The 19,202-nt window shown below is 60.2% G+C and carries 19 protein-coding genes, 1 other RNA gene and 2 pseudogenes; 16 read left to right on the plus strand and 6 right to left on the minus strand.

Annotation, left to right across the window (positions count from 1 at the left end):
- Nucleotides 1-50 precede the first annotated feature (50 nt).
- Complete coding sequence (locus tag ACVI9W_RS16875) at nucleotides 51-1,091, minus strand: NADP(H)-dependent aldo-keto reductase (RefSeq protein WP_461530591.1); 1,041 nt, start codon at nucleotides 1,089-1,091, stop codon at nucleotides 51-53.
- A gap of 248 nt (nucleotides 1,092-1,339) precedes the next feature.
- Between ACVI9W_RS16875 and rplM the strand changes: the two genes are divergently transcribed.
- From rplM to ACVI9W_RS16910, 7 genes are all read left to right on the plus strand, one after another.
- The gene (rplM, locus tag ACVI9W_RS16880) at nucleotides 1,340-1,768 is read left to right on the plus strand and encodes a 50S ribosomal protein L13 (RefSeq protein WP_203479503.1); all 429 of its coding nucleotides are present in this window, start codon (nucleotides 1,340-1,342) and stop codon (nucleotides 1,766-1,768) included.
- Between the two features lie 14 nt (nucleotides 1,769-1,782).
- On the plus strand, nucleotides 1,783-2,175 hold the full coding sequence (gene rpsI, locus ACVI9W_RS16885; protein ID WP_038607185.1) for a 30S ribosomal protein S9: 393 nt from the start codon (nucleotides 1,783-1,785) through the stop codon (nucleotides 2,173-2,175).
- A gap of 284 nt (nucleotides 2,176-2,459) precedes the next feature.
- Nucleotides 2,460-3,053 (plus strand): ubiquinol-cytochrome c reductase iron-sulfur subunit, encoded by a 594-nt coding sequence (petA, locus tag ACVI9W_RS16890; protein ID WP_028943272.1) that lies wholly within the window; start codon nucleotides 2,460-2,462, stop codon nucleotides 3,051-3,053.
- A complete protein-coding gene (locus tag ACVI9W_RS16895) occupies nucleotides 3,053-4,264 on the plus strand; it encodes a cytochrome b (RefSeq protein ID WP_274295886.1) in 1,212 nt (403 codons plus the stop codon). Before petA ends, ACVI9W_RS16895 begins: the two co-directional genes overlap by 1 nt.
- The gene (locus ACVI9W_RS16900) at nucleotides 4,264-5,043 is read left to right on the plus strand and encodes a cytochrome c1 (RefSeq protein ID WP_461530592.1); all 780 of its coding nucleotides are present in this window, start codon (nucleotides 4,264-4,266) and stop codon (nucleotides 5,041-5,043) included. The genes ACVI9W_RS16895 and ACVI9W_RS16900 overlap by 1 nt, the downstream gene beginning before the upstream one ends.
- A gap of 117 nt (nucleotides 5,044-5,160) precedes the next feature.
- The gene (locus ACVI9W_RS16905) at nucleotides 5,161-5,778 is read left to right on the plus strand and encodes a glutathione S-transferase N-terminal domain-containing protein (RefSeq protein ID WP_038607195.1); all 618 of its coding nucleotides are present in this window, start codon (nucleotides 5,161-5,163) and stop codon (nucleotides 5,776-5,778) included.
- A 17-nt stretch (nucleotides 5,779-5,795) separates the two neighbouring features.
- Nucleotides 5,796-6,227, plus strand: coding sequence for a ClpXP protease specificity-enhancing factor (locus ACVI9W_RS16910; protein ID WP_038607198.1), 432 nt, complete (start codon nucleotides 5,796-5,798; stop codon nucleotides 6,225-6,227).
- Nucleotides 6,228-6,276: 49 nt separating this feature from the next.
- Here ACVI9W_RS16910 and ACVI9W_RS16915 read toward each other — a convergent pair whose 3' ends face one another.
- From ACVI9W_RS16915 to ACVI9W_RS16935, 5 genes and pseudogenes are all read right to left on the minus strand, one after another.
- The gene (locus ACVI9W_RS16915; RefSeq protein ID WP_461530593.1) at nucleotides 6,277-6,495 is read right to left on the minus strand and encodes a YgdI/YgdR family lipoprotein; all 219 of its coding nucleotides are present in this window, start codon (nucleotides 6,493-6,495) and stop codon (nucleotides 6,277-6,279) included.
- Between the two features lie 77 nt (nucleotides 6,496-6,572).
- Complete coding sequence (locus ACVI9W_RS16920; RefSeq protein WP_038607203.1) at nucleotides 6,573-7,151, minus strand: BON domain-containing protein; 579 nt, start codon at nucleotides 7,149-7,151, stop codon at nucleotides 6,573-6,575.
- Nucleotides 7,148-7,741, minus strand: a complete 594-nt coding sequence (locus ACVI9W_RS16925; protein WP_461530594.1) for a phosphoheptose isomerase — start codon at nucleotides 7,739-7,741, stop codon at nucleotides 7,148-7,150. The genes ACVI9W_RS16920 and ACVI9W_RS16925 overlap by 4 nt, the downstream gene beginning before the upstream one ends.
- A gap of 134 nt (nucleotides 7,742-7,875) precedes the next feature.
- Complete coding sequence (locus ACVI9W_RS16930; RefSeq protein ID WP_157191229.1) at nucleotides 7,876-8,247, minus strand: YraN family protein; 372 nt, start codon at nucleotides 8,245-8,247, stop codon at nucleotides 7,876-7,878.
- Nucleotides 8,247-10,068: pseudogene (locus ACVI9W_RS16935) on the minus strand (penicillin-binding protein activator). The gene ACVI9W_RS16930 and the pseudogene ACVI9W_RS16935 overlap by 1 nt, the downstream one beginning before the upstream one ends.
- Nucleotides 10,069-10,254: 186 nt before the next feature.
- Between ACVI9W_RS16935 and rsmI the strand changes: the two are divergent.
- The 9 genes and pseudogenes from rsmI to mraY all read left to right on the plus strand — a co-directional run bounded on the left by rsmI (nucleotide 10,255) and on the right by mraY (nucleotide 19,196).
- Entirely contained in the window at nucleotides 10,255-11,130 is an 876-nt protein-coding gene (gene rsmI, locus ACVI9W_RS16940; protein WP_038607214.1) for a 16S rRNA (cytidine(1402)-2'-O)-methyltransferase, read from the plus strand.
- Nucleotides 11,131-11,197: 67 nt separating this feature from the next.
- An RNA gene (gene rnpB, locus ACVI9W_RS16945) (RNase P RNA component class A) lies at nucleotides 11,198-11,557 on the plus strand.
- Between the two features lie 310 nt (nucleotides 11,558-11,867).
- Nucleotides 11,868-12,323 (plus strand): division/cell wall cluster transcriptional repressor MraZ, encoded by a 456-nt coding sequence (gene mraZ / locus ACVI9W_RS16950; protein WP_010220775.1) that lies wholly within the window; start codon nucleotides 11,868-11,870, stop codon nucleotides 12,321-12,323.
- Nucleotides 12,320-13,267 (plus strand): 16S rRNA (cytosine(1402)-N(4))-methyltransferase RsmH, encoded by a 948-nt coding sequence (gene rsmH, locus ACVI9W_RS16955; RefSeq protein ID WP_461530595.1) that lies wholly within the window; start codon nucleotides 12,320-12,322, stop codon nucleotides 13,265-13,267. The genes mraZ and rsmH overlap by 4 nt, the downstream gene beginning before the upstream one ends.
- Nucleotides 13,264-13,557, plus strand: coding sequence for a cell division protein FtsL (gene ftsL, locus ACVI9W_RS16960; protein ID WP_028943284.1), 294 nt, complete (start codon nucleotides 13,264-13,266; stop codon nucleotides 13,555-13,557). Before rsmH ends, ftsL begins: the two co-directional genes overlap by 4 nt.
- A pseudogene (locus ACVI9W_RS16965) lies at nucleotides 13,557-15,291 on the plus strand (peptidoglycan D,D-transpeptidase FtsI family protein). Before ftsL ends, ACVI9W_RS16965 begins: the two are co-directional and overlap by 1 nt.
- The gene (locus ACVI9W_RS16970) at nucleotides 15,291-16,754 is read left to right on the plus strand and encodes a UDP-N-acetylmuramoyl-L-alanyl-D-glutamate--2,6-diaminopimelate ligase (protein ID WP_461530596.1); all 1,464 of its coding nucleotides are present in this window, start codon (nucleotides 15,291-15,293) and stop codon (nucleotides 16,752-16,754) included. The pseudogene ACVI9W_RS16965 and the gene ACVI9W_RS16970 overlap by 1 nt, the downstream one beginning before the upstream one ends.
- A complete protein-coding gene (locus ACVI9W_RS16975) occupies nucleotides 16,747-18,114 on the plus strand; it encodes a UDP-N-acetylmuramoyl-tripeptide--D-alanyl-D-alanine ligase (RefSeq protein ID WP_191831039.1) in 1,368 nt (455 codons plus the stop codon). The genes ACVI9W_RS16970 and ACVI9W_RS16975 overlap by 8 nt, the downstream gene beginning before the upstream one ends.
- Nucleotides 18,114-19,196: a phospho-N-acetylmuramoyl-pentapeptide-transferase gene (gene mraY / locus ACVI9W_RS16980; protein WP_157191235.1), complete on the plus strand. Its 1,083-nt coding sequence runs from the start codon at nucleotides 18,114-18,116 to the stop codon at nucleotides 19,194-19,196. The genes ACVI9W_RS16975 and mraY overlap by 1 nt, the downstream gene beginning before the upstream one ends.
- Nucleotides 19,197-19,202: the final 6 nt, after the last annotated feature.

A 19,202-nucleotide genomic window follows, 5' to 3' on the forward strand; every position in this document is an offset into this window, starting at 1 on the left:
CCTGGCCCGGCTATGCCGGGCATCGCCAGCAAGGCTGGCTCCCACAAGGCTTATGGCGCCGGGTTGGGCTGGTCCTGGTGGATGGCTTCGATAGCTGCCAGCAGTTCGTCAGAGAGCTTGAGGTCGAGGCTGGCGAGGTTGCTGTCGAGTTGCTCCAGAGTGGTTGCGCCGATGATGTTGCTGGTCACGAATGGCTGGCGGGTGACAAACGCCAGGGCCATCTGTGCCGGGTCCAGGCCGTGCTCGCGGGCCAACTGCACGTAGCGGCTGCAGGCGGCGACGGTCTGCGGGTTGGAGTAGCGCGAGAAGCGGCTGAACAGGGTCAGGCGACCTTTGGCGGGGCGCGCACCGTTCTCGTACTTGCCCGAGAGCATACCGAAGGCCAGCGGCGAGTAGGCCAGCAAGCCGCACTGCTCGCGAATGGCAATTTCCGCCAGGCCCACTTCGAAACTGCGATTGAGCAGGTTGTAAGGGTTCTGGATCGACACGGCGCGGCTCCAGCCCCGGCTTTCGGCGAGCTGCAGGAACTTCATGGTGCCCCAGGGCGTTTCGTTGGACAGGCCGATATGACGGATCTTGCCGGCCTTGACCTGCTCGTCGAGCACTTCCAGGGTTTCTTCCAGCGGCGTGAAGTGATCCTGGGGCAGGTGCTGGTAACCCAGCTTGCCGAAGAAGTTGGTGCTGCGTTCGGGCCAGTGCAACTGGTAGAGGTCGATCCAGTCGGTCTGCAGGCGCTTGAGGCTGGCGTCCAGGGCGGCGACGATGTGCTGGCGGTTGTGCTTGAGCTGGCCGTCGCGAATGTGGCTGATGCCATTGCCCGGGCCGGCCACCTTGCTGGCCAGGATCCACTCGGCACGATCACCGCGGGCCTTGAACCAGTTGCCGATGATGCGCTCGGTGGCGGCATAGGTTTCCGGGCGCGGCGGCACCGGATACATCTCGGCGGTATCGATGCAATTGATCCCGGCAGCCTTGGCGCGTTCGATCTGGGTGAACGCCTCGGCCTGGTCATTCTGCTCGCCCCAGGTCATGGTGCCCAGGCATAAGGTGCTGACGTTGAGGTCGGTGCGGCCCAGCTGGCGGTAGTCCATCGGCGTCTCCCTGGCAAAAGAAGCATAAAAGCAGGTTGAATTTTTTTTCGCAATCTGGATAATTCAGCCCCTCTCTGCGTGAGGGAGTGATGCCCCGCTCACAGAAGAACCCTGCCGAATATTGGACGCGCTGACCCGAGCCCCCGATAGCGTCCGTGTGCGGCTGTGTCCTTGACTTGTCAAGGTACGCACTATCCAGTAAGATCTGCCGTCTTATTTTCGCTGGGCGGCCCCTGAGGCTATAAAGAATGAAAACTTTTACTGCTAAACCGGAAACAGTAAAGCGCGACTGGTTCGTAGTTGACGCCGCTGGTCAGACCCTGGGTCGTCTGGCTACCGAAATCGCTAGCCGTCTGCGTGGCAAGCACAAGCCAGAGTACACTCCTCACGTTGACACCGGTGACTACATCGTCGTCATCAACGCCGAGCAGATCCGTGTGACTGGTGCCAAAGCTTCGGACAAAATGTACTACTCCCACTCCGGCTTCCCGGGCGGTATCAAGGAAATCAACTTCGAGAAGTTGATCGCCAAGGCCCCAGAGCGCGTGATCGAGACCGCGGTTAAAGGCATGCTGCCGAAAAACCCGCTGGGTCGCGACATGTACCGTAAGCTGAAAGTCTATGCGGGCGCTGCTCACCCTCATACTGCTCAGCAGCCCCAAGAACTGAAGATTTAACGGAATAGTTCATTATGTCGGCGACTCAAAATTACGGCACTGGCCGTCGCAAGACCGCAACCGCTCGCGTTTTCCTGCGTCCAGGTACCGGTAACATCTCCATCAACAACCGTTCTCTGGACGTGTTCTTCGGTCGTGAAACCGCGCGCATGGTAGTACGCCAGCCGCTGGAACTGACCGAGACCACCGAGAAGTTCGACATCTACGTCACCGTTATCGGTGGTGGTGTCAGCGGCCAGGCCGGTGCAATCCGTCACGGTATCACCCGTGCACTGATGGACTACGACGAAACCCTGCGTAGCGCTCTGCGCAAAGCTGGCTTCGTTACCCGCGACGCTCGTGAAGTTGAGCGTAAGAAAGTGGGTCTGCGTAAAGCACGTAAGCGTCCTCAGTACTCCAAGCGTTAATTTCGCTTCGGCGTTCAAAAAAAGCCCGGTTCCTGGTGGAACCGGGCTTTTTTTATGTCTTGAATAACTATGCTGTTCTTTACTGTGACAACTTGCCGCATAGACGCAGGTCAAGAGGTACAAGGGATTGCGCGGTGGCAGAAGGCTAATCACCTTGTCAGAGAAGGGTCTTTTCATTACCATGCGGCAAATTTTTAGCAGTTCAGCAAATATTTTTAGCAGGTCAGAAATTACATAGTAGATGCCTGTTGTAACAGGCCATAAAGCTGATGGGAGAGGACTGAATGAGCAATGACGGCGTCAATGCAGGCCGGCGTCGCTTCCTCGTAGCAGCCACATCTGTTGTGGGTGCTGCAGGAGCGGTGGGGGCTGCGGTCCCGTTTGTGGGGTCATGGTTCCCCAGTGCCAAGGCGAAAGCCGCAGGTGCACCGGTGAAGGTCAATATCGCCAAGGTAGAGCCAGGTCAGCAGATGATTGCTGAGTGGCGTGGCCAGCCGGTCTTCATCGTCCGCCGCACCGAGGAGATCCTTGGTAACCTCAAGAAGATCACCGGCGACCTCTCCGACCCTGAGTCCAAGGCATCGGTTCAACCCACCTACGTCAACCCGGAAAACCGTGCGATCAAGCCGGAGATCCTGGTGCTGGTCGGTCTGTGCACCCACTTGGGCTGCTCGCCAACCTTCCGTCCTGAAGTCGCCCCGGTCGACCTGGGTCCCAAGTGGGTCGGCGGTTATTTCTGCCCGTGCCACGGTTCCCACTACGACCTGGCTGGCCGCGTCTACAAGTCCCAGCCGGCGCCGCTCAATCTGCCAGTGCCGCCGCACTCTTATGAGTCGGACGACATCATTGTCGTCGGCGTCGATCAGGAGAACGCGTGATGAGTAAGTTCATGGATTGGGTTGACGCCCGCTTCCCAGCGACCAAGATGTGGGAAGACCATCTCAGCAAGTATTACGCACCGAAGAACTTCAACTTCTTCTACTTTTTCGGCTCCCTGGCACTGCTGGTGCTGGTCAACCAGATCGTCACTGGCGTCTGGCTGACCATGAGCTTCACGCCGTCGGCCGAAGAGGCATTCGCCTCGGTCGAGTACATCATGCGTGACGTCGAGTACGGCTGGATCCTGCGTTATCTGCACTCCACCGGCGCTTCGGCGTTCTTCATCGTCGTCTACCTGCACATGTTCCGCGGTCTGCTGTACGGCTCGTACCAGAAGCCACGTGAGCTGGTCTGGGTGTTCGGCATGCTGATCTACCTGGCGCTGATGGCCGAAGCCTTCATGGGCTACCTGCTGCCATGGGGCCAGATGTCGTACTGGGGTGCCCAGGTGATCATCTCGCTGTTCGGTGCCATTCCGGTGATCGGCGATGACCTGACCCAATGGATCCGTGGTGACTACCTGATCTCCGGCATCACCCTGAACCGCTTCTTCGCCCTGCACGTTGTGGCCCTGCCGATCGTGATTCTCGGTCTGGTGGTGCTGCACATCCTGGCGCTGCACGAAGTGGGTTCGAACAACCCGGATGGCGTCGATATCAAGAAGCACAAGGACGAGAACGGTGTGCCGCTCGATGGCATCGCCTTCCACCCTTACTACACCGTCAAGGATATCGTCGGCGTCGTCGTGTTCCTCTTCGTGTTCTGTGCAGTGGTGTTCTTCTTCCCGGAAATGGGCGGTTACTTCCTGGAAAAACCGAACTTCGAGCAGGCTAACGCCTTCAAGACCCCTGAGCACATTGCCCCGGTCTGGTACTTCACTCCGTTCTACGCGATCCTGCGGGCGGTTCCGGACAAGCTCCTCGGCGTTATCGCCATGGGCGCCGCGATTGCCGTGCTGTTCGTCCTGCCGTGGCTCGACCGCAGTCCGGTCAAGTCCATGCGCTACAAGGGCTGGATGAGCAAGATCTGGCTGCTGGTGTTCTGCATCTCGTTCGTGATCCTCGGTGTGCTCGGCGTACTGGCTCCGACCCCGGGCCGCACGCTGCTGTCGCAGGTATGCACCTTCCTGTATTTCGCCTACTTCCTTCTGATGCCGTTCTACACCCGGCTCGAGAAGACCAAACCGGTTCCGGAAAGGGTGACTGGCTGATGAAAAAGCTATTTGCAGTATTGATTCTGGCAGTGATGCCCTCGTTGACCTTCGCGGCCGAAACCGGCGTGGTGCTGGACAAGGTTGATATCGATCTGACCGACAAGGCCGCCATGCAGGACGGCGCGCGCACCTTTGCCAACTATTGCATGGGTTGCCACAGCGCCAAGTTCCAGCGTTATGAGCGGGTGGCTGACGACCTGGGTATCCCTCACGAGCTGATGCTCGAGAAGCTGGTGTTCACCGGTGCCAAGATTGGTGACCACATGAAGATCGGCATGAAGCCTGAAGACGCCAAGACCTGGTTTGGCGCCGCGCCGCCTGACCTGACCCTGGTTGCCCGGGTGCGTGGCACCGACTGGCTGTACAGCTACCTGCGCAGCTTCTACGAAGACAAGTCGCGTCCGTACGGGGTGAACAACAAGATTTTCCCGAACGTCGGCATGCCTAACGTGCTGGTCGGCCTGCAAGGCAACCAGGTCATTGGCTGCAAACAGGTGCAGACTGTCGTCGACGGCAAGAAGCAATTCGACCCGCTGACAGGGTCGCCATTGACCCATGAAGCATGTGACCAGCTGACCGTGGAGCCGAAATCCGGTACCCTGACCGCAGAGCAGTTCGACGAGAAGGTCAAGAACCTGGTGACCTTCCTGGCCTATTCGGCCAACCCGGTCAAACTGGAAAGTCAGCGCATCGGTACTTACGTGCTGCTGTACCTGGCCTTCTTCTTCATATTCGCTTATCTGCTCAAGCGCGAATACTGGAAGGACGTGCACTGATCACGCAGTAGTTTCTGGTAGTTGAACGCGCCCTGGGGGGCCTCTGGATAACGGAGGTTCCCGCAGGGCGCGTTTGCATTTGCAGCTTCTATAATTTCATCTGCGAGGAGGACCACTATGGGCGTGACCAACCGGTTAGCCTGCTACTCCGACCCCGCTGACCATTATTCTCATCGGGTGCGCATCGTTCTCGCCGAGAAGGGTGTCAGCGTCGAGATCATCAATGTCGATCCCGGACGCTTGCCGCCCAAGCTGGTCGAAGTGAACCCCTATGGCGGCGTGCCGACCCTGGTCGATCGTGACCTGGCGCTGTACGAGTCGACGGTGGTGATGGAATACCTCGACGAACGTTACCCGCACCCGCCGTTGTTGCCGGTTTATCCGGTGGCCCGGGCCAACAGCCGGCTGTTGATTCATCGTATCCAGCGCGACTGGTGTGCGCTGGTTGACCTGATCCTCGATCCGCGCAGCAAGGAAGCCGCTCGCGTCCAGGCCCGTAAAGAATTGCGTGAAAGCCTGACCGGCGTGTCGCCATTGTTTGCCGACAAGCCGTGTTTCCTCAGTGAGGAGCAAAGTCTGGTTGATTGTTGTCTACTGCCCATACTCTGGCGCTTGCCAGTGTTGGGTATTGAACTGCCGCGGCCGGCCAAGCCGTTGCTCGATTACATGGAGCGACAGTTTGCCCGCGAAGCTTTCCAGGCAAGCCTGTCCGCTGCTGAACGTGAAATGCGCTAGGTTTTAAGGAGCTGTCGATGAACTCCAGTCGCCCCTATTTGGTACGTGCACTCTATGAGTGGATCGTGGATAACGACTGCACCCCGCACATGCTGGTCAACGCCGAGTACCCAAAGGTGCAGGTGCCCCAGGGCTTCGCCAGTGATGGTCAGATCGTCCTGAACATCTCACCCAGTGCCGTACGTCACCTGCACATGGATAACGACGCTGTGAGCTTCGAGGGGCGCTTTGGTGGCGTTGCCCATACCCTGTTCGTGCCTGCGGGTGCGATTCTCGGTATTTATGCCCGGGAAAATGGTCAGGGCATGGTCTTCGAGCTTGAACCGCCGGTGTTTGACGACGAAGAAGAGGAAGACGACGACATCGTTGAGCCGGATGACGATGGCCCGCCTACTGGCGGCCAGCCGCCACGGCCAAGCGGGCGTCCGAGCCTGAAGGTGGTGAAGTAACAAAAAAGGCGATCCTGGTGGATCGCCTTTTTTGTATGCGTAATTCGCGTTACAGCTCGGTGATGGTGCGAACCTGGTCCTTGTTGACGCGGGTTACTTTGCCATCCAGCTGTTCGAACTCGTAGAAGCCGGAGCTGCGTTCAAAGCGAGGAGCATCGACTGCCTGGAACTCGCGGCCGTCGTTGAGGGTGATCAGGCTAGGGCTGGAGCAGCCGGCCAGGGTGGCGAAGGCGCCGATCAGAAGGGTCGACAGCAGGCCGTTTTTCATGGGGATTTCCTTGGGAGTTATCGCGGGGCAAGCCCGCTCCCACTGTAGGAGCGGGCTTGCCCCGCGATGGATTTAAATCAGTCGATGTACTCGAACAGCTTGACGATCTTCTGCACGCCCGACACGCCCTGCACCAGATTGGTGGCGCGGGTGGCTTCCTGTTGGGTCAGCAGGCCGAGCATGTAAACAATGCCGTTCTCGGTGATCACCTTGATGCGCGAACCGGGAATGCTGCTGTCGGTGAGCATCTGCGCCTTGATCTTGGTGGTCAGCCAGGCGTCGTTGTTGCGCGCCAGGATCGAGGAGGGCGGCAGTACCTGCAGTTCGTTATGCACCTTTTTCACCCGCTGGACCTGGCCTGCGGCCTGTTCGGCCATGCTCTTGAGGTCGGCGCGCGGGGTTTGCCCGGCGAGCAGGACGATACCGTTGAAGCTGCTGACAACGATGTGCGAGTTCTTGTCCAGATCAGGACTTGCCTTGGCAACGTTGACCGCTACCTTGGTCTCGATCAGCGAGTCATCGATCTTGCTGCCGAAGGTGCGGGTGCCGCGGTCATCTTCGATCGGCTTGTCGCGGGTGGCGGTGAGAACCGAGCTGCAGCCGCTAAGGCTCAGGCACAGGGTCAGGGCCATCAGGCCGATGCGTTTAGGGGTCATTCTTCACTCCCGAACAATTGGCTGTCGATCAGATCGCAGAGGCAGTGGATCGCCAGCAGGTGGACTTCCTGGATACGTGCGGTGACGTTGGCCGGAACGCGAATCTCGACGTCTTCAGGCAGCAACAGCGAGGCCATGCCGCCGCCGTCGCGTCCGGTCAGAGCTACGACAATCATTTCGCGATCATGTGCGGCCTGGATCGCCTGAATTATGTTTGCCGAGTTACCGCTGGTCGAAATTGCCAGCAGAACGTCACCGGGTTGACCCAGGGCGCGGATCTGCTTGGAGAAAATTTCGTTGTAGCTGTAGTCGTTGGCAATCGAGGTGATGGTCGAGGTGTCAGTGGTCAGGGCGATGGCTGGCAGGCTCGGGCGTTCACGCTCGAAGCGGTTGAGCAGTTCGGAGGAGAAGTGCTGGGCATCGCCGGCCGAGCCGCCGTTGCCGCAAGCGAGCATCTTGCCCTCGTTGAGCAGCGCGTTGACCATGACCTGACTGGCTTGCTCGATGTGCGGTGCAAGGACTTCCATCGCCTGTTGCTTGGTGTTGATGCTGGCCTGGAAAAGCTGGCGAATTCGGGATTGCATGTCCATCAGTGAGACCTTAAGTAGGGCGGCTGGCCGGGCGTGTCGGGAGTGTACAGAAAAGGTCCCGGCACATGACTGTGCAGCCCGCGAAGCAAAGAGCAAAAAAGTTGTAAGGGTAAACGTGCAGGGGCAGGGCGGGCTCAGCATCCAAAGGCGTTTTTCAGCCATTGCAGCGCTTGGCCCGAGTGGCCTCTGCCTTGCACAGCGATCACATCGAAACGGCAGGGATGGTTGGCCCAGCGTGTTTCCTTGTGCAGAAAAGACTCGGCGGCTAGCACCAGTTTGTCCTGCTTGCGCCCGTCGATACTGCCGAGCGCGCCGCCAAAGTCCGCATGCAACCGATAGCGAACTTCGACGAATACTACTGTATCGCTGTCGAGCATGACCAGATCAAGCTCGCCACGTTTGCATCTCCAGTTCTGCGCCAACAGGCGCAGGCCTTGCCCTTGAAGGTACTCAAGGGCGTGCCGCTCGGCGGCCTGGCCTGCGTGTTGGCGTGAACTGTCGGGCATCAGCGTGGGGTATCAGGCAGGCGTACGATCTGTCCGCCAGAGAACTCGGCCCACGGCAGCTGACGCTCGATGCGCTGGTTCGGGTTCATGCTCAGGCTGCCGGAGAAGCCTTCGATACGGTTGTCCGGCAGAGCCTTGAGCTGGCCCAGGCGTGGCGCCAGGCTGTAGGCGTCGATACCCATGGCGTACAGGCGGCCGAGGCTGCCGTTGGCTTGTGGCCACTGGCTGACGACCTGCTGGCGCAGGGCGTTGTTGGTGTCGAGCAGCCACGGGGTTTCGCAGAAGCGGATGCCGTTCATGTCGTTGTACTGGTTGACGTCACCGCTGGCGCTGTACAAGTGCGAAGTGGCATAGACCGGCACGTCACCCGCGTACTGGAAGTTCAGGGTCGGCTTGATCTGCTGGCCTTGCTGCGGAGTGGCGGCGAGGAAGATGAAGTCGATGTCCTGACGACGCGACGGCTGCGCCGAGACGTTGCCGCCGACGGTGTTCTGCAGACTCTTGGCGCGGCCTTCGCTCTGGCGCAGTTGGAACAGATCGGCGATCTGCTGGGCCAGTGCTACCGGTTGGTCTACGTGTTCGGCGGCAAGCAGGGTGCCGCCCTTGGCTTCCCAGTCCTGGCGGAATGCCTTGAGGACGCGATCGCCCCATTCGCCGCGAGGGACCAGGGCTACGGCGCGAACCATGCCGTCGGCGTGGGCGCGGCGCGAGACTTCGCGGGCTTCGTCTTCGGCAGCCAGGCCGAACTGGAACAGTTGCGCCGGGCCGCTCTGGCCGGCATCGCTGTAATTCAGGGCCAGGGTGGTGATTGGCAGTTGCGGGCGTGCGGCCAGTTGCTTGACCAGTGGTTTTTCCAGCGGGCCAACAACCAGTTGCACGCCGGCGGCCTGGGCCTGGCGGTAGAAATCATCCAGTGAGGTTATGCGCGAGCTGTCGAATACTTCGACGCGCAGGTGGCTTCTGTCCGGCTTGCTGGGCCTGGAAGTGCGCAGCCATGAAGCCGTCGCGCAAGGCGCGGGCAACACCGGCCAGCTGACCTTCTTGTGGCAGCAGCAGGGCGATTTTGGTCAGTGGCTGGCTGGCCATTTCCTTGAGCTTGACCAGCGCCAGTGGCAATTGCAGGGCGGCCGGGTGCTCAGGGTGCTGGCTGCGCCAGGTCTCGATGGCGGCCTGTTGCTGTTCCAGGGTGCCGGCGCTTTTTACTGCCAGGGCCAGGCTGGCCCAGCCGGCGAGGGTGCTATCGCCAGTGCTGGCGCTTTGCAGTTGATCGCTGGGCAGCGCTGCAACCAGGTTCCAGATGGCATTCTGGTTGTCGCTGGCGGCGTTGCCGCTGAGCAGCGGCGCCAGGTCGACACGGGCTTGCGCCGCGGCCAGGCTCTGGCCATTGGCTTCCAGCACCTTGGCCTGAACGCTGCGAGTGCGGCGCTGCTGTTCGTCCGGCAGTTCACCCAGACGTGCCAGGCTTGGATGGCTCAGGGCGGTCAGCGCGGCTTTGGGCTGGTTGCGGCTCATGGCCAGTTCCGCGCTCAGTGTGCTGGCGAAGATCTGTTGGGCTGGTTTGAGTTGCTCGACCGGTACCTGCTCGAGAATGCGTGCGGCGCGCACGTTGTCTTTTTGCTGGTAAGCCAGGTTGGCCGCGCTCAGGCGTAGCAGGGCGGCCTCTTCTGGTGTCTTGCTGGTGGTGGCCTGTTCAAGCAGTTGCTCGATGCTGGCGTCCGGGGTGCGCGGCAGTTCGCCGAGGCTCGACGAAGGCGAGCTGGCGCAGGCTGCCAGCAGGGCGGCGAGGCAAAGGGCTGTGAACAGCCGCAGGCAAGCGATCATGTAAGGGTCCTGTTACTCGATCAAATTAACTGGCAATTGTACCCAAGCACTGGCCGGGGCGCGATGTTGCTGGCGTTAATCCTTCAATATAGGTGCTGGAACGTGCCTTGCAGGCTGCGCAGGTTACGCATTGTTGCCGTCAGTCGGGCTACAATGGCGCTTTGTTCAACACGACAGGTGTGTGCTGTGACTGATGTTCCAGGGGCTTCCCATTCCACTGCTGGCACGCTTTACGTGGTGGCCACGCCCATCGGCAACCTGGATGACATGAGCGCGCGGGCGCTGAAAGTACTCAGTGATGTGGCCCTGATCGCCGCGGAAGACACGCGTCATTCCATTCGTTTGTTGCAACACTTCGGTATCAATACCCCCTTGGCGGCCTGTCACGAGCACAACGAGCGGGAGGAGGGCAGTCGCTTTCTTACGCGCCTGCTGGCTGGCGATAACGTCGCGCTGATCTCCGATGCCGGTACGCCGTTGATCTCGGACCCTGGTTACCACCTGGTGCGCCAGGCGCGCGCCGCTGGGGTCGCAGTAGTACCGGTGCCCGGTGCCTGTGCCTTGATTGCAGCCCTGTCGGCTGCGGGTCTGCCGTCTGACCGCTTCATCTTTGAAGGCTTTCTGCCGGCCAAGGCGGTCGGACGCAAGGCGCGCCTGAGTCAGGTCAAGGAAGAGCCGCGTACCCTGATCTTCTACGAGGCGCCGCACCGGATTCTCGAATGCCTGCAGGATATGGAGGCAGTGTTTGGTGCCGAGCGTCCTGCATTGCTTGCGCGCGAACTGACCAAGACCTTTGAAACCCTCAAAGGGTTGCCGCTGGGCGAGCTGCGTGCTTTTGTCGAGGCTGACAGTAATCAGCAGCGCGGTGAATGTGTGGTGCTGGTGGCCGGCTGGACTGCGCCGGAAGATGAGCAGGCCGTGAGCAGCGAGGCCATGCGCGTGCTCGACCTGCTGCTGGCAGAGATGCCGCTCAAGCGGGCCGCAGCCCTGGCGGCGGAAATTACCGGCGTGCGCAAGAATGTGTTGTATCAGGCGGCTCTGGAAAAACAGAAAGACAAATAGTGGCTTGGTGCTACGATTTGTTTTATCGCTTGTTCTTGAGCGTCTCTGCCGTTAACCTTTGCGGCGGAGAGTCGATCGGACAGTCGCTGCCTTCTTTTGTTCCGCAAAAGAGGGGGGAGGAAAGTCCGGGCTCCATAGGGCAGAGTGCCAGGTAACGCCTGGGAGGCGCGAGCCTACGGAAAGTGCCACAGAAAACAACCGCCTAAGCACTTCGGTGCCGGTAAGGGTGAAAAGGTGCGGTAAGAGCGCACCGCACGACTGGCAACAGTTCGTGGCTAGGTAAACCCCACTCGGAGCAAGACCAAATAGGGTTCCATATGGCGCGGCCCGCGTTGGAACCGGGTAGGTTGCTAGAGGCGTCCAGTGATGGCCGTCGTAGAGGAATGACTGTCCTCGACAAAACCCGGCTTACAGATCGACTCTCCACCTCTTCCCCCTCCTGCTTGAATCGATAGCAGATGTGTCTTGGTAATACCAAAAAAATCTTACTCTTAATAAATCACTTTAACTTCGGGCTCTATTTGCCTGAGTGAGTTTGATTTTTTTTGTCAAAAACCTCTCCGATTTGTCCTTTCATCTTCCTTCCATGCGCTAAATCTCCGATCTGTAAGGGATTTCCTTATAAGCGTGCCTTGACGGTGTGGTAGGCGGATTCCTATAGTGTGCGCAAGTGGCAGAAAGTGGCATGAAGTGGGTTTTCTGATCACAAAAAAGCTAACAAGTGGGGAATCGCAGCCGTGTTCCGCGGAGCCAACGCTATCAACCTCGACGCAAAGGGCCGTCTCGCAATGCCGAGCCGGTACCGTGACGAGCTCGATTCGCGTAGTTCCGGGCAGTTGATCGTGACTATCGATGCAGTAGACCCCTGCTTGTGTGTATACCCGCTCGATGAGTGGGAACTGATTGAAGCCAAGTTACGCGCCTTGCCGTCATTGCGTGAAGAGAACCGTCGCCTCCAGCGTTTGCTGATCGGCAATGCGGTGGATCTGGAGCTTGATGGCAGTGGTCGTTTCCTGGTGCCTCCACGTTTGCGCGAATACGCCAAGCTCGACAAGAAGGCGATGCTGGTGGGGCAACTGAACAAATTTCAGCTGTGGGACGAGGACGCCTGGAACGCAGTTTCGGCAGCCGACCTTGCAGCTATCCAACAACCGGGCGCCATGCCTGATGAACTGCGTGATTTGATCCTGTGACTATAGATAGCGGCTTTAACCACATCACCGTACTGCTTGACGAAGCCGTCGAGGCTCTCGCCGTACGCGCCGATGGCTGCTATCTGGATGGCACTTTCGGGCGCGGCGGGCACAGCCGCTTGATACTCAGCAAGCTCGGGCCGCAAGGACGGTTGCTGGGTTTTGACAAAGATCCTCAAGCGATTGCCACCGGGCAAGCGCTGGCGGCCGAAGACGGCCGCTTTGTCATTGTGCAGCGCAGTTTTGCCGAGCTGGGTGATGAAGTCGCGCAGCGTGGGCTGGCCGGTAAAGTCAGCGGCATTTTGATGGATCTCGGCGTTTCTTCGCCACAGCTCGATGACCCGGAGCGCGGTTTCAGCTTTCTCAACGACGGTCCGCTGGATATGCGCATGGACCCGTCGCGCGGCATCAGCGCTGCCGAGTTTATCGCCACCGCCCCGGCCGAAGAGATCGCCCGGGTGTTCAAGGAATATGGCGAAGAGCGTTTTGCCAAGCGCATGGCCAATGCTGTCGTCGCGCGCCGCGAAATCCAGCCTTTTGAACGCACTGCCGACCTGGCTGAAGTGCTCAAGGTTGCCAACCCTGCCTGGGAAAAGGGCAAGAACCCGGCAACCCGTGCCTTCCAGGGGCTGCGCATTCACGTCAATAACGAACTGGGTGACCTGGAAGCCGGTCTGGAAGCCGCGCTCGAGGCCCTGGACGTCGGCGGCCGTCTGGTGGTGATCAGCTTCCACTCCCTGGAAGACCGCATCGTCAAACTGTTCATGCGCAAGCTGGTCAAGGGTGAAGCCGACAACCTGCCACGCAACCTGCCTGTGCAGCACAAGCATTTCGAGCCGAAGATCAAGCTGATCGGCAAGGCGCAATTCGCCTCCGAAGCCGAGCTCAAGGCCAACCCACGTTCGCGCAGTGCCGTTATGCGCGTTGCCGAGAAACTGCGGTGAGCCGCTTGTTCGCCAAGCCTTTGCCAGGCGGAAGCTTCCTGATGCTTCTGCTGTTCATTGCCGTGCTCGTTTCTTCGGTGGCGGTGTCGTACAGCGCGCACTGGAACCGTCAGTTGCTCAACACCCTTTACGGTGAACTCAGCGAGCGTGACAAGGCCCAGGCCGAGTGGGGCCGGTTGATCCTTGAGCAAAGCACCTGGACCGCGCACAGTCGTATCGAGAACCTGGCCAGCGAACAACTGAAGATGCGCATTCCGGCCGCCGACGAAGTACGGATGGTGGCGCCATGATGAAACTCGAAGGCGCACTCTACCCGTGGCGGTTTCGCGTGGTCATCGCCTTGCTGGCCGTCATGGTCGGTGCGATTGCATGGCGCATCATCGACCTGCAGGTGGTTGACCGTGACTTCCTTAAAGGTCAAGGCGATGCCCGCAGCTTGCGCCATATCCCGATTCCTGCACACCGCGGGCTCATTACCGACCGCAACGGTGAACCGCTGGCGGTCAGTACCCCGGTCACCACCCTGTGGGCCAACCCCAAGGAAATGCAGGCTTACAAGGAACGCTGGCCGGCCCTGGCCGTTGCGCTCAAGCAAAATCCACAGCAGCTGACCCAGCGTCTGGAACAACAGGCCAACAAAGAATTCATTTATCTGGTCCGCGGCCTGACCCCGGAACAGGGGCAGGTGGTACTTGATCTGAAGGTTCCTGGTGTCTACGGCATCGAGGAATTTCGTCGTTTCTACCCGGCCGGCGATGTCGCCGCGCACATGGTCGGCTTTACCGATCTCGATGACCACGGTCGCGAAGGGGTGGAGCTGGCCTACGATGAGTGGCTGGCCGGCGTGCCCGGCAAGCGCCAGGTCATCAAGGACCGGCGTGGCCGGCTGATCAAAGACATCCAGGTAACCAAAAACGCCAAGGCCGGAAAAGACCTTGGCGTTGTCCATCGACCTGCGCCTGCAATATCTGGCGACCCGTGAGCTGCGCAACGCGATTGCCGAGCAGGAAGCCAAGGCCGGTAGCCTGGTGATTCTCGATGTGAAAACCGGTGAAGTGCTGGCCATGGTCAACCAGCCCACCTACAACCCCAACAACCGCCGCAGTATGTTCCCGGCCGCCATGCGTAACCGCGCGATCATCGACGTGTTCGAGCCAGGTTCCACGGTCAAGCCGCTGTCGATGAGTGCTGCGCTGCAGAGCGGGCGCTGGAAGCCGACCGACAAGGTCGAGGTTTATCCAGGCACCTTGCAGCTGGGGCGTTACACCATTCGTGACGTGTCCAAGAGCGAAGGCCCGATCCTCGACCTGACCGGCATTCTGATCAACTCCAGTAACGTCGGCATGAGCAAGATCGCCTTCGATATCGGCGGCGAATCCATTTACCGGGTGATGTCCCAGCTCGGTCTGGGCCAGTACACCGGCCTGGGCTTCCCAGGTGAGCGGGTCGGTAACCTGCCGAACCATCGTGAGTGGCGCAAGGCGGAAACCGCGACCCTGTCCTACGGCTACGGCCTGTCGGTGACCGCGCTGCAGCTGGTGCATGCCTACGCTGCGCTGGCCAACGACGGCAAGATGGTGCCGTTGAGCATCCTCAAGGTCGACAAAACCCCGGAATCCACCCAGGTGGTGCCGGTAGAAGTCGCCAAGACCATCCAGGGCATGGTCCAGCAGGTTATTGAAGCGCCGCGCGGCGTGTTCCGTGCCCAGGTGCCGTTCTATCACGTCGGTGGCAAAAGTGGTACGGCGCGTAAAGCCACGATCGGCTCCAAGGGTTACACCGAGAATTCCTACCGCTCACTGTTTGCCGGTTTCGGTCCGATGAGCGACCCGCGTTATGCCGTGGTGGTGGTCATCGACGAGCCGAGCAAAGGCGGCTACTTCGGTGGTCTGGTTTCGGCGCCGGTATTCAGCAAGGTCATGTCCGGCACGTTGCGCCTGATGAACATTCCGCCGGATAACCTTCCGCCGCCGGTTCCACAGCAGCAGGTTGATGCTGCGACCGCCAAAGGAGGGCGCGGTTGATGACAATGCCATTGAGTAAGCTTTTCGCCCAGGCCAGCCGCGATCCGTTGATCCGCGAGCTGACTCTGGACAGCCGTAAAGTCCGTCCGGGTGACCTGTTCCTGGCGGTGCCCGGTGCGCAGGTCGATGGTCGCGATCACATTGCCGATGCGCTCAAGCGCGGGGCGGCAGCTGTGGCCTATGAGGCGCAAGGCGCGACCGTGTTGCCGATTACCGAAGTGCCGCTGATTCCGGTCAAGGGCCTGATTGCCCAGCTGTCGGATATTGCCGGGCGCTTTTATGGCGAGCCGAGCCGTCAACTGGATCTGGTCGGTGTCACCGGTACCAACGGCAAGACCAGCGTCACTCAGCTGGTGGCCCAGGCCCTGGACAAACTCGGCCAGCGCTGTGGCCTGATCGGCACTCTGGGCACGGGTTTCTATGGCGAGCTGCAAAGCGGTCGCCTGACCACGCCGGATCCGATTGCCGTGCAGGCGACCTTGAATGATCTGAAGAAGGGCGGGGCGAAAGCCGTCGCCATGGAAGTTTCTTCCCACGCCCTGGATCAGGGCCGGGTTGCAGCGCTGGAATTCGACATCGCGGTAATGACCAACCTGTCGCGCGATCACCTGGACTATCACGGCAGCATGCAGGCCTACGAAGACGCCAAGGCACGTCTGTTCGCTTGGCCGAACCTGTGTTGCCGGGTGGTCAATCTGGATGATGACTTCGGTCGTCGGCTGGCGGCCGAGAAGGGCGAGTCGCGACTGATTAGCTACAGCCTCAAGGACAGCGCCGCTTCGCTGTACTGCCGCGAAGCGCATTTTGACGATGATGGTGTGCGTGCAGTGATCGTCACTGCCCAAGGCGAGCATTCCTTGCGCAGCCGCCTGCTTGGCCGCTTCAACCTGAGCAACATGCTGGCGGCGGTCGGTACCCTGATGGCGCTGGACTATGCGCTGGATGAAATTCTCGCCGTCACCCCTGCGCTGGAGGGCCCGATCGGCCGTATGCAGCGCCTGGGCGGTGGCAGCAAACCGCTGGTGGTGGTCGATTACGCCCACACTCCTGATGCCCTGGAGCAAGTGCTGCAGGCCTTGCGCCCGCACGCCAAAGGACAGCTCCTGTGCCTGTTCGGCTGCGGTGGCGATCGTGATCGTGGCAAGCGTCCGTTGATGGCCGAAGTGGCCGAGCGCCTTGCCGACCGTGTGCTGGTCACCGACGACAACCCACGTAGCGAAGACCCGCAGCAGATCTTTGCTGATATCCGTCCAGGTTTCGCCAAGGCCGATGCGGTCGAGTTCGTCGCCGGGCGTGGTACTGCCATTGCCCAGTTGATTGCCAGCGCCGGTGTTGATGATGTCATCGTCCTGGCTGGCAAAGGCCACGAGGACTATCAGGAAATCAACGGTCAGCGTCACGACTTTTCCGACCTGGTTGAAGCCGAGAAAGCACTCGCAGTCTGGGAGGCCCCTCATGCTTAAACCATTGACCCTCAGCCAGTTGACCGCGCCGCTGCAAGGCCGTCTGCTGGGAGCTGATGCCAGCTTCAGTGGCGTCAGCATCGACAGTCGCGCAATCGTTGCCGGGCAACTGTTTGTCGCCTTGGCCGGTCCGCGCTTTGACGGTCACGACTACCTCAATGAAGTACAGGCCAAGGGCGCTGTTGCTGCCTTGGTCGAACGAGAAGTGCCTGGTACCAGCCTGCCGCAGTTGCTGGTTGCCGATTGCCGCCAGGCTTTGGGCCAGCTGGGTGCGCTGAACCGTGCCGCGTTCGACAAGCCTGTCGCCGCCATCACCGGCTCCAGCGGCAAGACCACGGTCAAGGAAATGCTCGCCAGCATCCTGCGCACCCGCGGTCCGGTCCTGGCCACGCGTGGCAACCTGAACAACGACCTCGGCGCTCCGCTGACGCTGCTCGAAATTGCCCCGGAACACACCGCGGCGGTCATCGAGCTGGGTGCCTCGCGCATTGGCGAGATTGCCTACACCGTTGCTCTGACCAAGCCACAAGTGGCGTTGATCAACAATGCCGGCACTGCGCATGTCGGCGAGTTCGGCGGCCCGGAGAAGATTGTCGAAGCCAAGGGCGAGATCCTCGAAGGTTTGGGTCAGGATGGCGTGGCAGTATTGAACCTTGATGACAAGGCCTTCGGCATCTGGAAACAGCGCGCCGGTAATCGCCAAGTGCTGACTTTCGCGTTGAACAACGCTGGCGCAGATTTCCATGCCGCTGATCTCGCTCAGGATGAGCGCGGTTGCCCGTCTTTCGACCTGCACAGTCCATTGGGTGTGGCGCGGGTCCAGCTCAATCTGCTCGGTACCCATAACGTCAGCAACGCGCTGGCCGCCGCTGCTGCCGCACATGCCTTTGGTCTGACGCTGGACGGAATCGTCCAGGGCTTGAATACCGTGCAACCGGTCAAGGGCCGCACTGTCGTACAGATGGCGCCGAACGGCGTACGGGTGATTGACGACACTTACAATGCAAACCCCACCTCCATGTGCGCTGCCGTTGATATACTCGCCGGCTTTTCCGGACGCACCGTCCTGGTGCTCGGGGATATCGGCGAATTGGGCCAGTGGGCTGAGGAAGGGCATCGGCAGGTAGGCGACTACGCCAAAGATAAAGTATCGGCGCTGTATGCGGTGGGGCCGAACATGGCTCACGCAGTGGCAGCGTTTGGCGCCAATGCCCGACATTTCGCTAATCAAGCTGACCTGATCGACGCCGTTCGCGGCGAGCAGGCCACCAACACCACTATTTTGATCAAGGGTTCGCGCAGCGCTGCGATGGAAAACGTCGTGGCGGCTTTGTGCGGTTCCAGCGGGGAGAAACATTAATGCTGCTGCTGCTGGCTGAGTATCTGCAACAGTTCTACAAAGGCTTCGCGGTCTTTCAGTACCTGTCCCTGCGCGGGATTCTGGGTGTACTGACCGCGTTGTCGCTGGCCCTGTGGTTGGGCCCCTGGATGATTCGTACCCTGCAGATTCGCCAGATCGGTCAAGCGGTTCGTAACGACGGCCCGCAATCGCACCTGTCCAAATCCGGCACCCCGACCATGGGCGGCGCCCTGATTCTTTCGGCTATCGGTATCAGCACCTTGCTGTGGGCCGACCTGAGCAACCGTTATGTCTGGGTAGTGCTGATCGTTACCTTGCTGTTCGGCGCCATCGGCTGGGTCGATGACTACCGCAAGGTGATCGAGAAGAACTCGCGTGGCCTGCCAAGCCGCTGGAAGTATTTCTGGCAGTCGGTGTTCGGCCTGGGCGCGGCGATCTTCCTGTACATGACTGCTCCGAGCAGCGTCGAGACCACGCTGATCGTGCCGATGCTCAAGGATGTCACCATTCCGCTGGGTATCGGCTTTGTGGTGCTGACCTACTTCGTCATCGTCGGTTCGAGCAACGCGGTGAACCTGACCGACGGCCTCGATGGTCTGGCAATCATGCCAACGGTCATGGTCGGCGGCGCCCTGGGTATCTTCTGCTACCTGTCGGGCAACGTGAAATTCGCCGAATACCTGCTGATTCCTTACGTGCCGGGCGCCGGTGAGCTGATCGTATTCTGCGGCGCGCTGATCGGCGCCGGACTGGGCTTCCTCTGGTTCAACACCTATCCGGCCCAGGTGTTCATGGGCGACGTCGGTGCCCTGGCACTGGGTGCGGCGCTGGGCACCATCGCGGTCATCGTGCGTCAGGAAATCGTCCTGTTCATCATGGGCGGCGTGTTCGTCATGGAGACCCTGTCGGTGGTGATCCAGGTGGCTTCGTTCAAGCTGACCGGCAAGCGTGTGTTCCGCATGGCCCCGATCCACCACCACTTTGAACTCAAGGGTTGGCCCGAGCCGCGGGTGATCGTCCGTTTCTGGATTATCACCGTGATTCTGGTGCTGATCGGCCTTGCCACCCTGAAACTGAGGTAGAAACGC

It is taken from the genome of Pseudomonas sp. 210_17 TE3656, from assembly GCF_054821965.1.

Excerpts from the sequence above, each read along its gene's own strand:
- ACVI9W_RS16975 (WP_191831039.1), top strand. The coding sequence starts at position 16,747 with ATGCTTAAACCATTGACCCTCAGCCAGTTGACCGCGCCGCTGCAAGGC.
- ACVI9W_RS16915 (WP_461530593.1), bottom strand. The coding sequence starts at position 6,495 with ATGAAAAACGGCCTGCTGTCGACCCTTCTGATCGGCGCCTTCGCCACC.
- ACVI9W_RS16930 (WP_157191229.1), bottom strand. The coding sequence starts at position 8,247 with ATGCCCGACAGTTCACGCCAACACGCAGGCCAGGCCGCCGAGCGGCAC.
- ACVI9W_RS16905 (WP_038607195.1), top strand. The coding sequence starts at position 5,161 with ATGGGCGTGACCAACCGGTTAGCCTGCTACTCCGACCCCGCTGACCAT.
- ACVI9W_RS16910 (WP_038607198.1), top strand. The coding sequence starts at position 5,796 with ATGAACTCCAGTCGCCCCTATTTGGTACGTGCACTCTATGAGTGGATC.
- ACVI9W_RS16920 (WP_038607203.1), bottom strand. The coding sequence starts at position 7,151 with ATGACCCCTAAACGCATCGGCCTGATGGCCCTGACCCTGTGCCTGAGC.
- ACVI9W_RS16900 (WP_461530592.1), top strand. The coding sequence starts at position 4,264 with ATGAAAAAGCTATTTGCAGTATTGATTCTGGCAGTGATGCCCTCGTTG.
- rpsI (WP_038607185.1), top strand. The coding sequence starts at position 1,783 with ATGTCGGCGACTCAAAATTACGGCACTGGCCGTCGCAAGACCGCAACC.
- ACVI9W_RS16970 (WP_461530596.1), top strand. The coding sequence starts at position 15,291 with ATGACAATGCCATTGAGTAAGCTTTTCGCCCAGGCCAGCCGCGATCCG.
- ACVI9W_RS16895 (WP_274295886.1), top strand. The coding sequence starts at position 3,053 with ATGAGTAAGTTCATGGATTGGGTTGACGCCCGCTTCCCAGCGACCAAG.
- ACVI9W_RS16925 (WP_461530594.1), bottom strand. The coding sequence starts at position 7,741 with ATGGACATGCAATCCCGAATTCGCCAGCTTTTCCAGGCCAGCATCAAC.
- mraY (WP_157191235.1), top strand. The coding sequence starts at position 18,114 with ATGCTGCTGCTGCTGGCTGAGTATCTGCAACAGTTCTACAAAGGCTTC.
- rplM (WP_203479503.1), top strand. The coding sequence starts at position 1,340 with ATGAAAACTTTTACTGCTAAACCGGAAACAGTAAAGCGCGACTGGTTC.
- petA (WP_028943272.1), top strand. The coding sequence starts at position 2,460 with ATGAGCAATGACGGCGTCAATGCAGGCCGGCGTCGCTTCCTCGTAGCA.
- ACVI9W_RS16875 (WP_461530591.1), bottom strand. The coding sequence starts at position 1,091 with ATGGACTACCGCCAGCTGGGCCGCACCGACCTCAACGTCAGCACCTTA.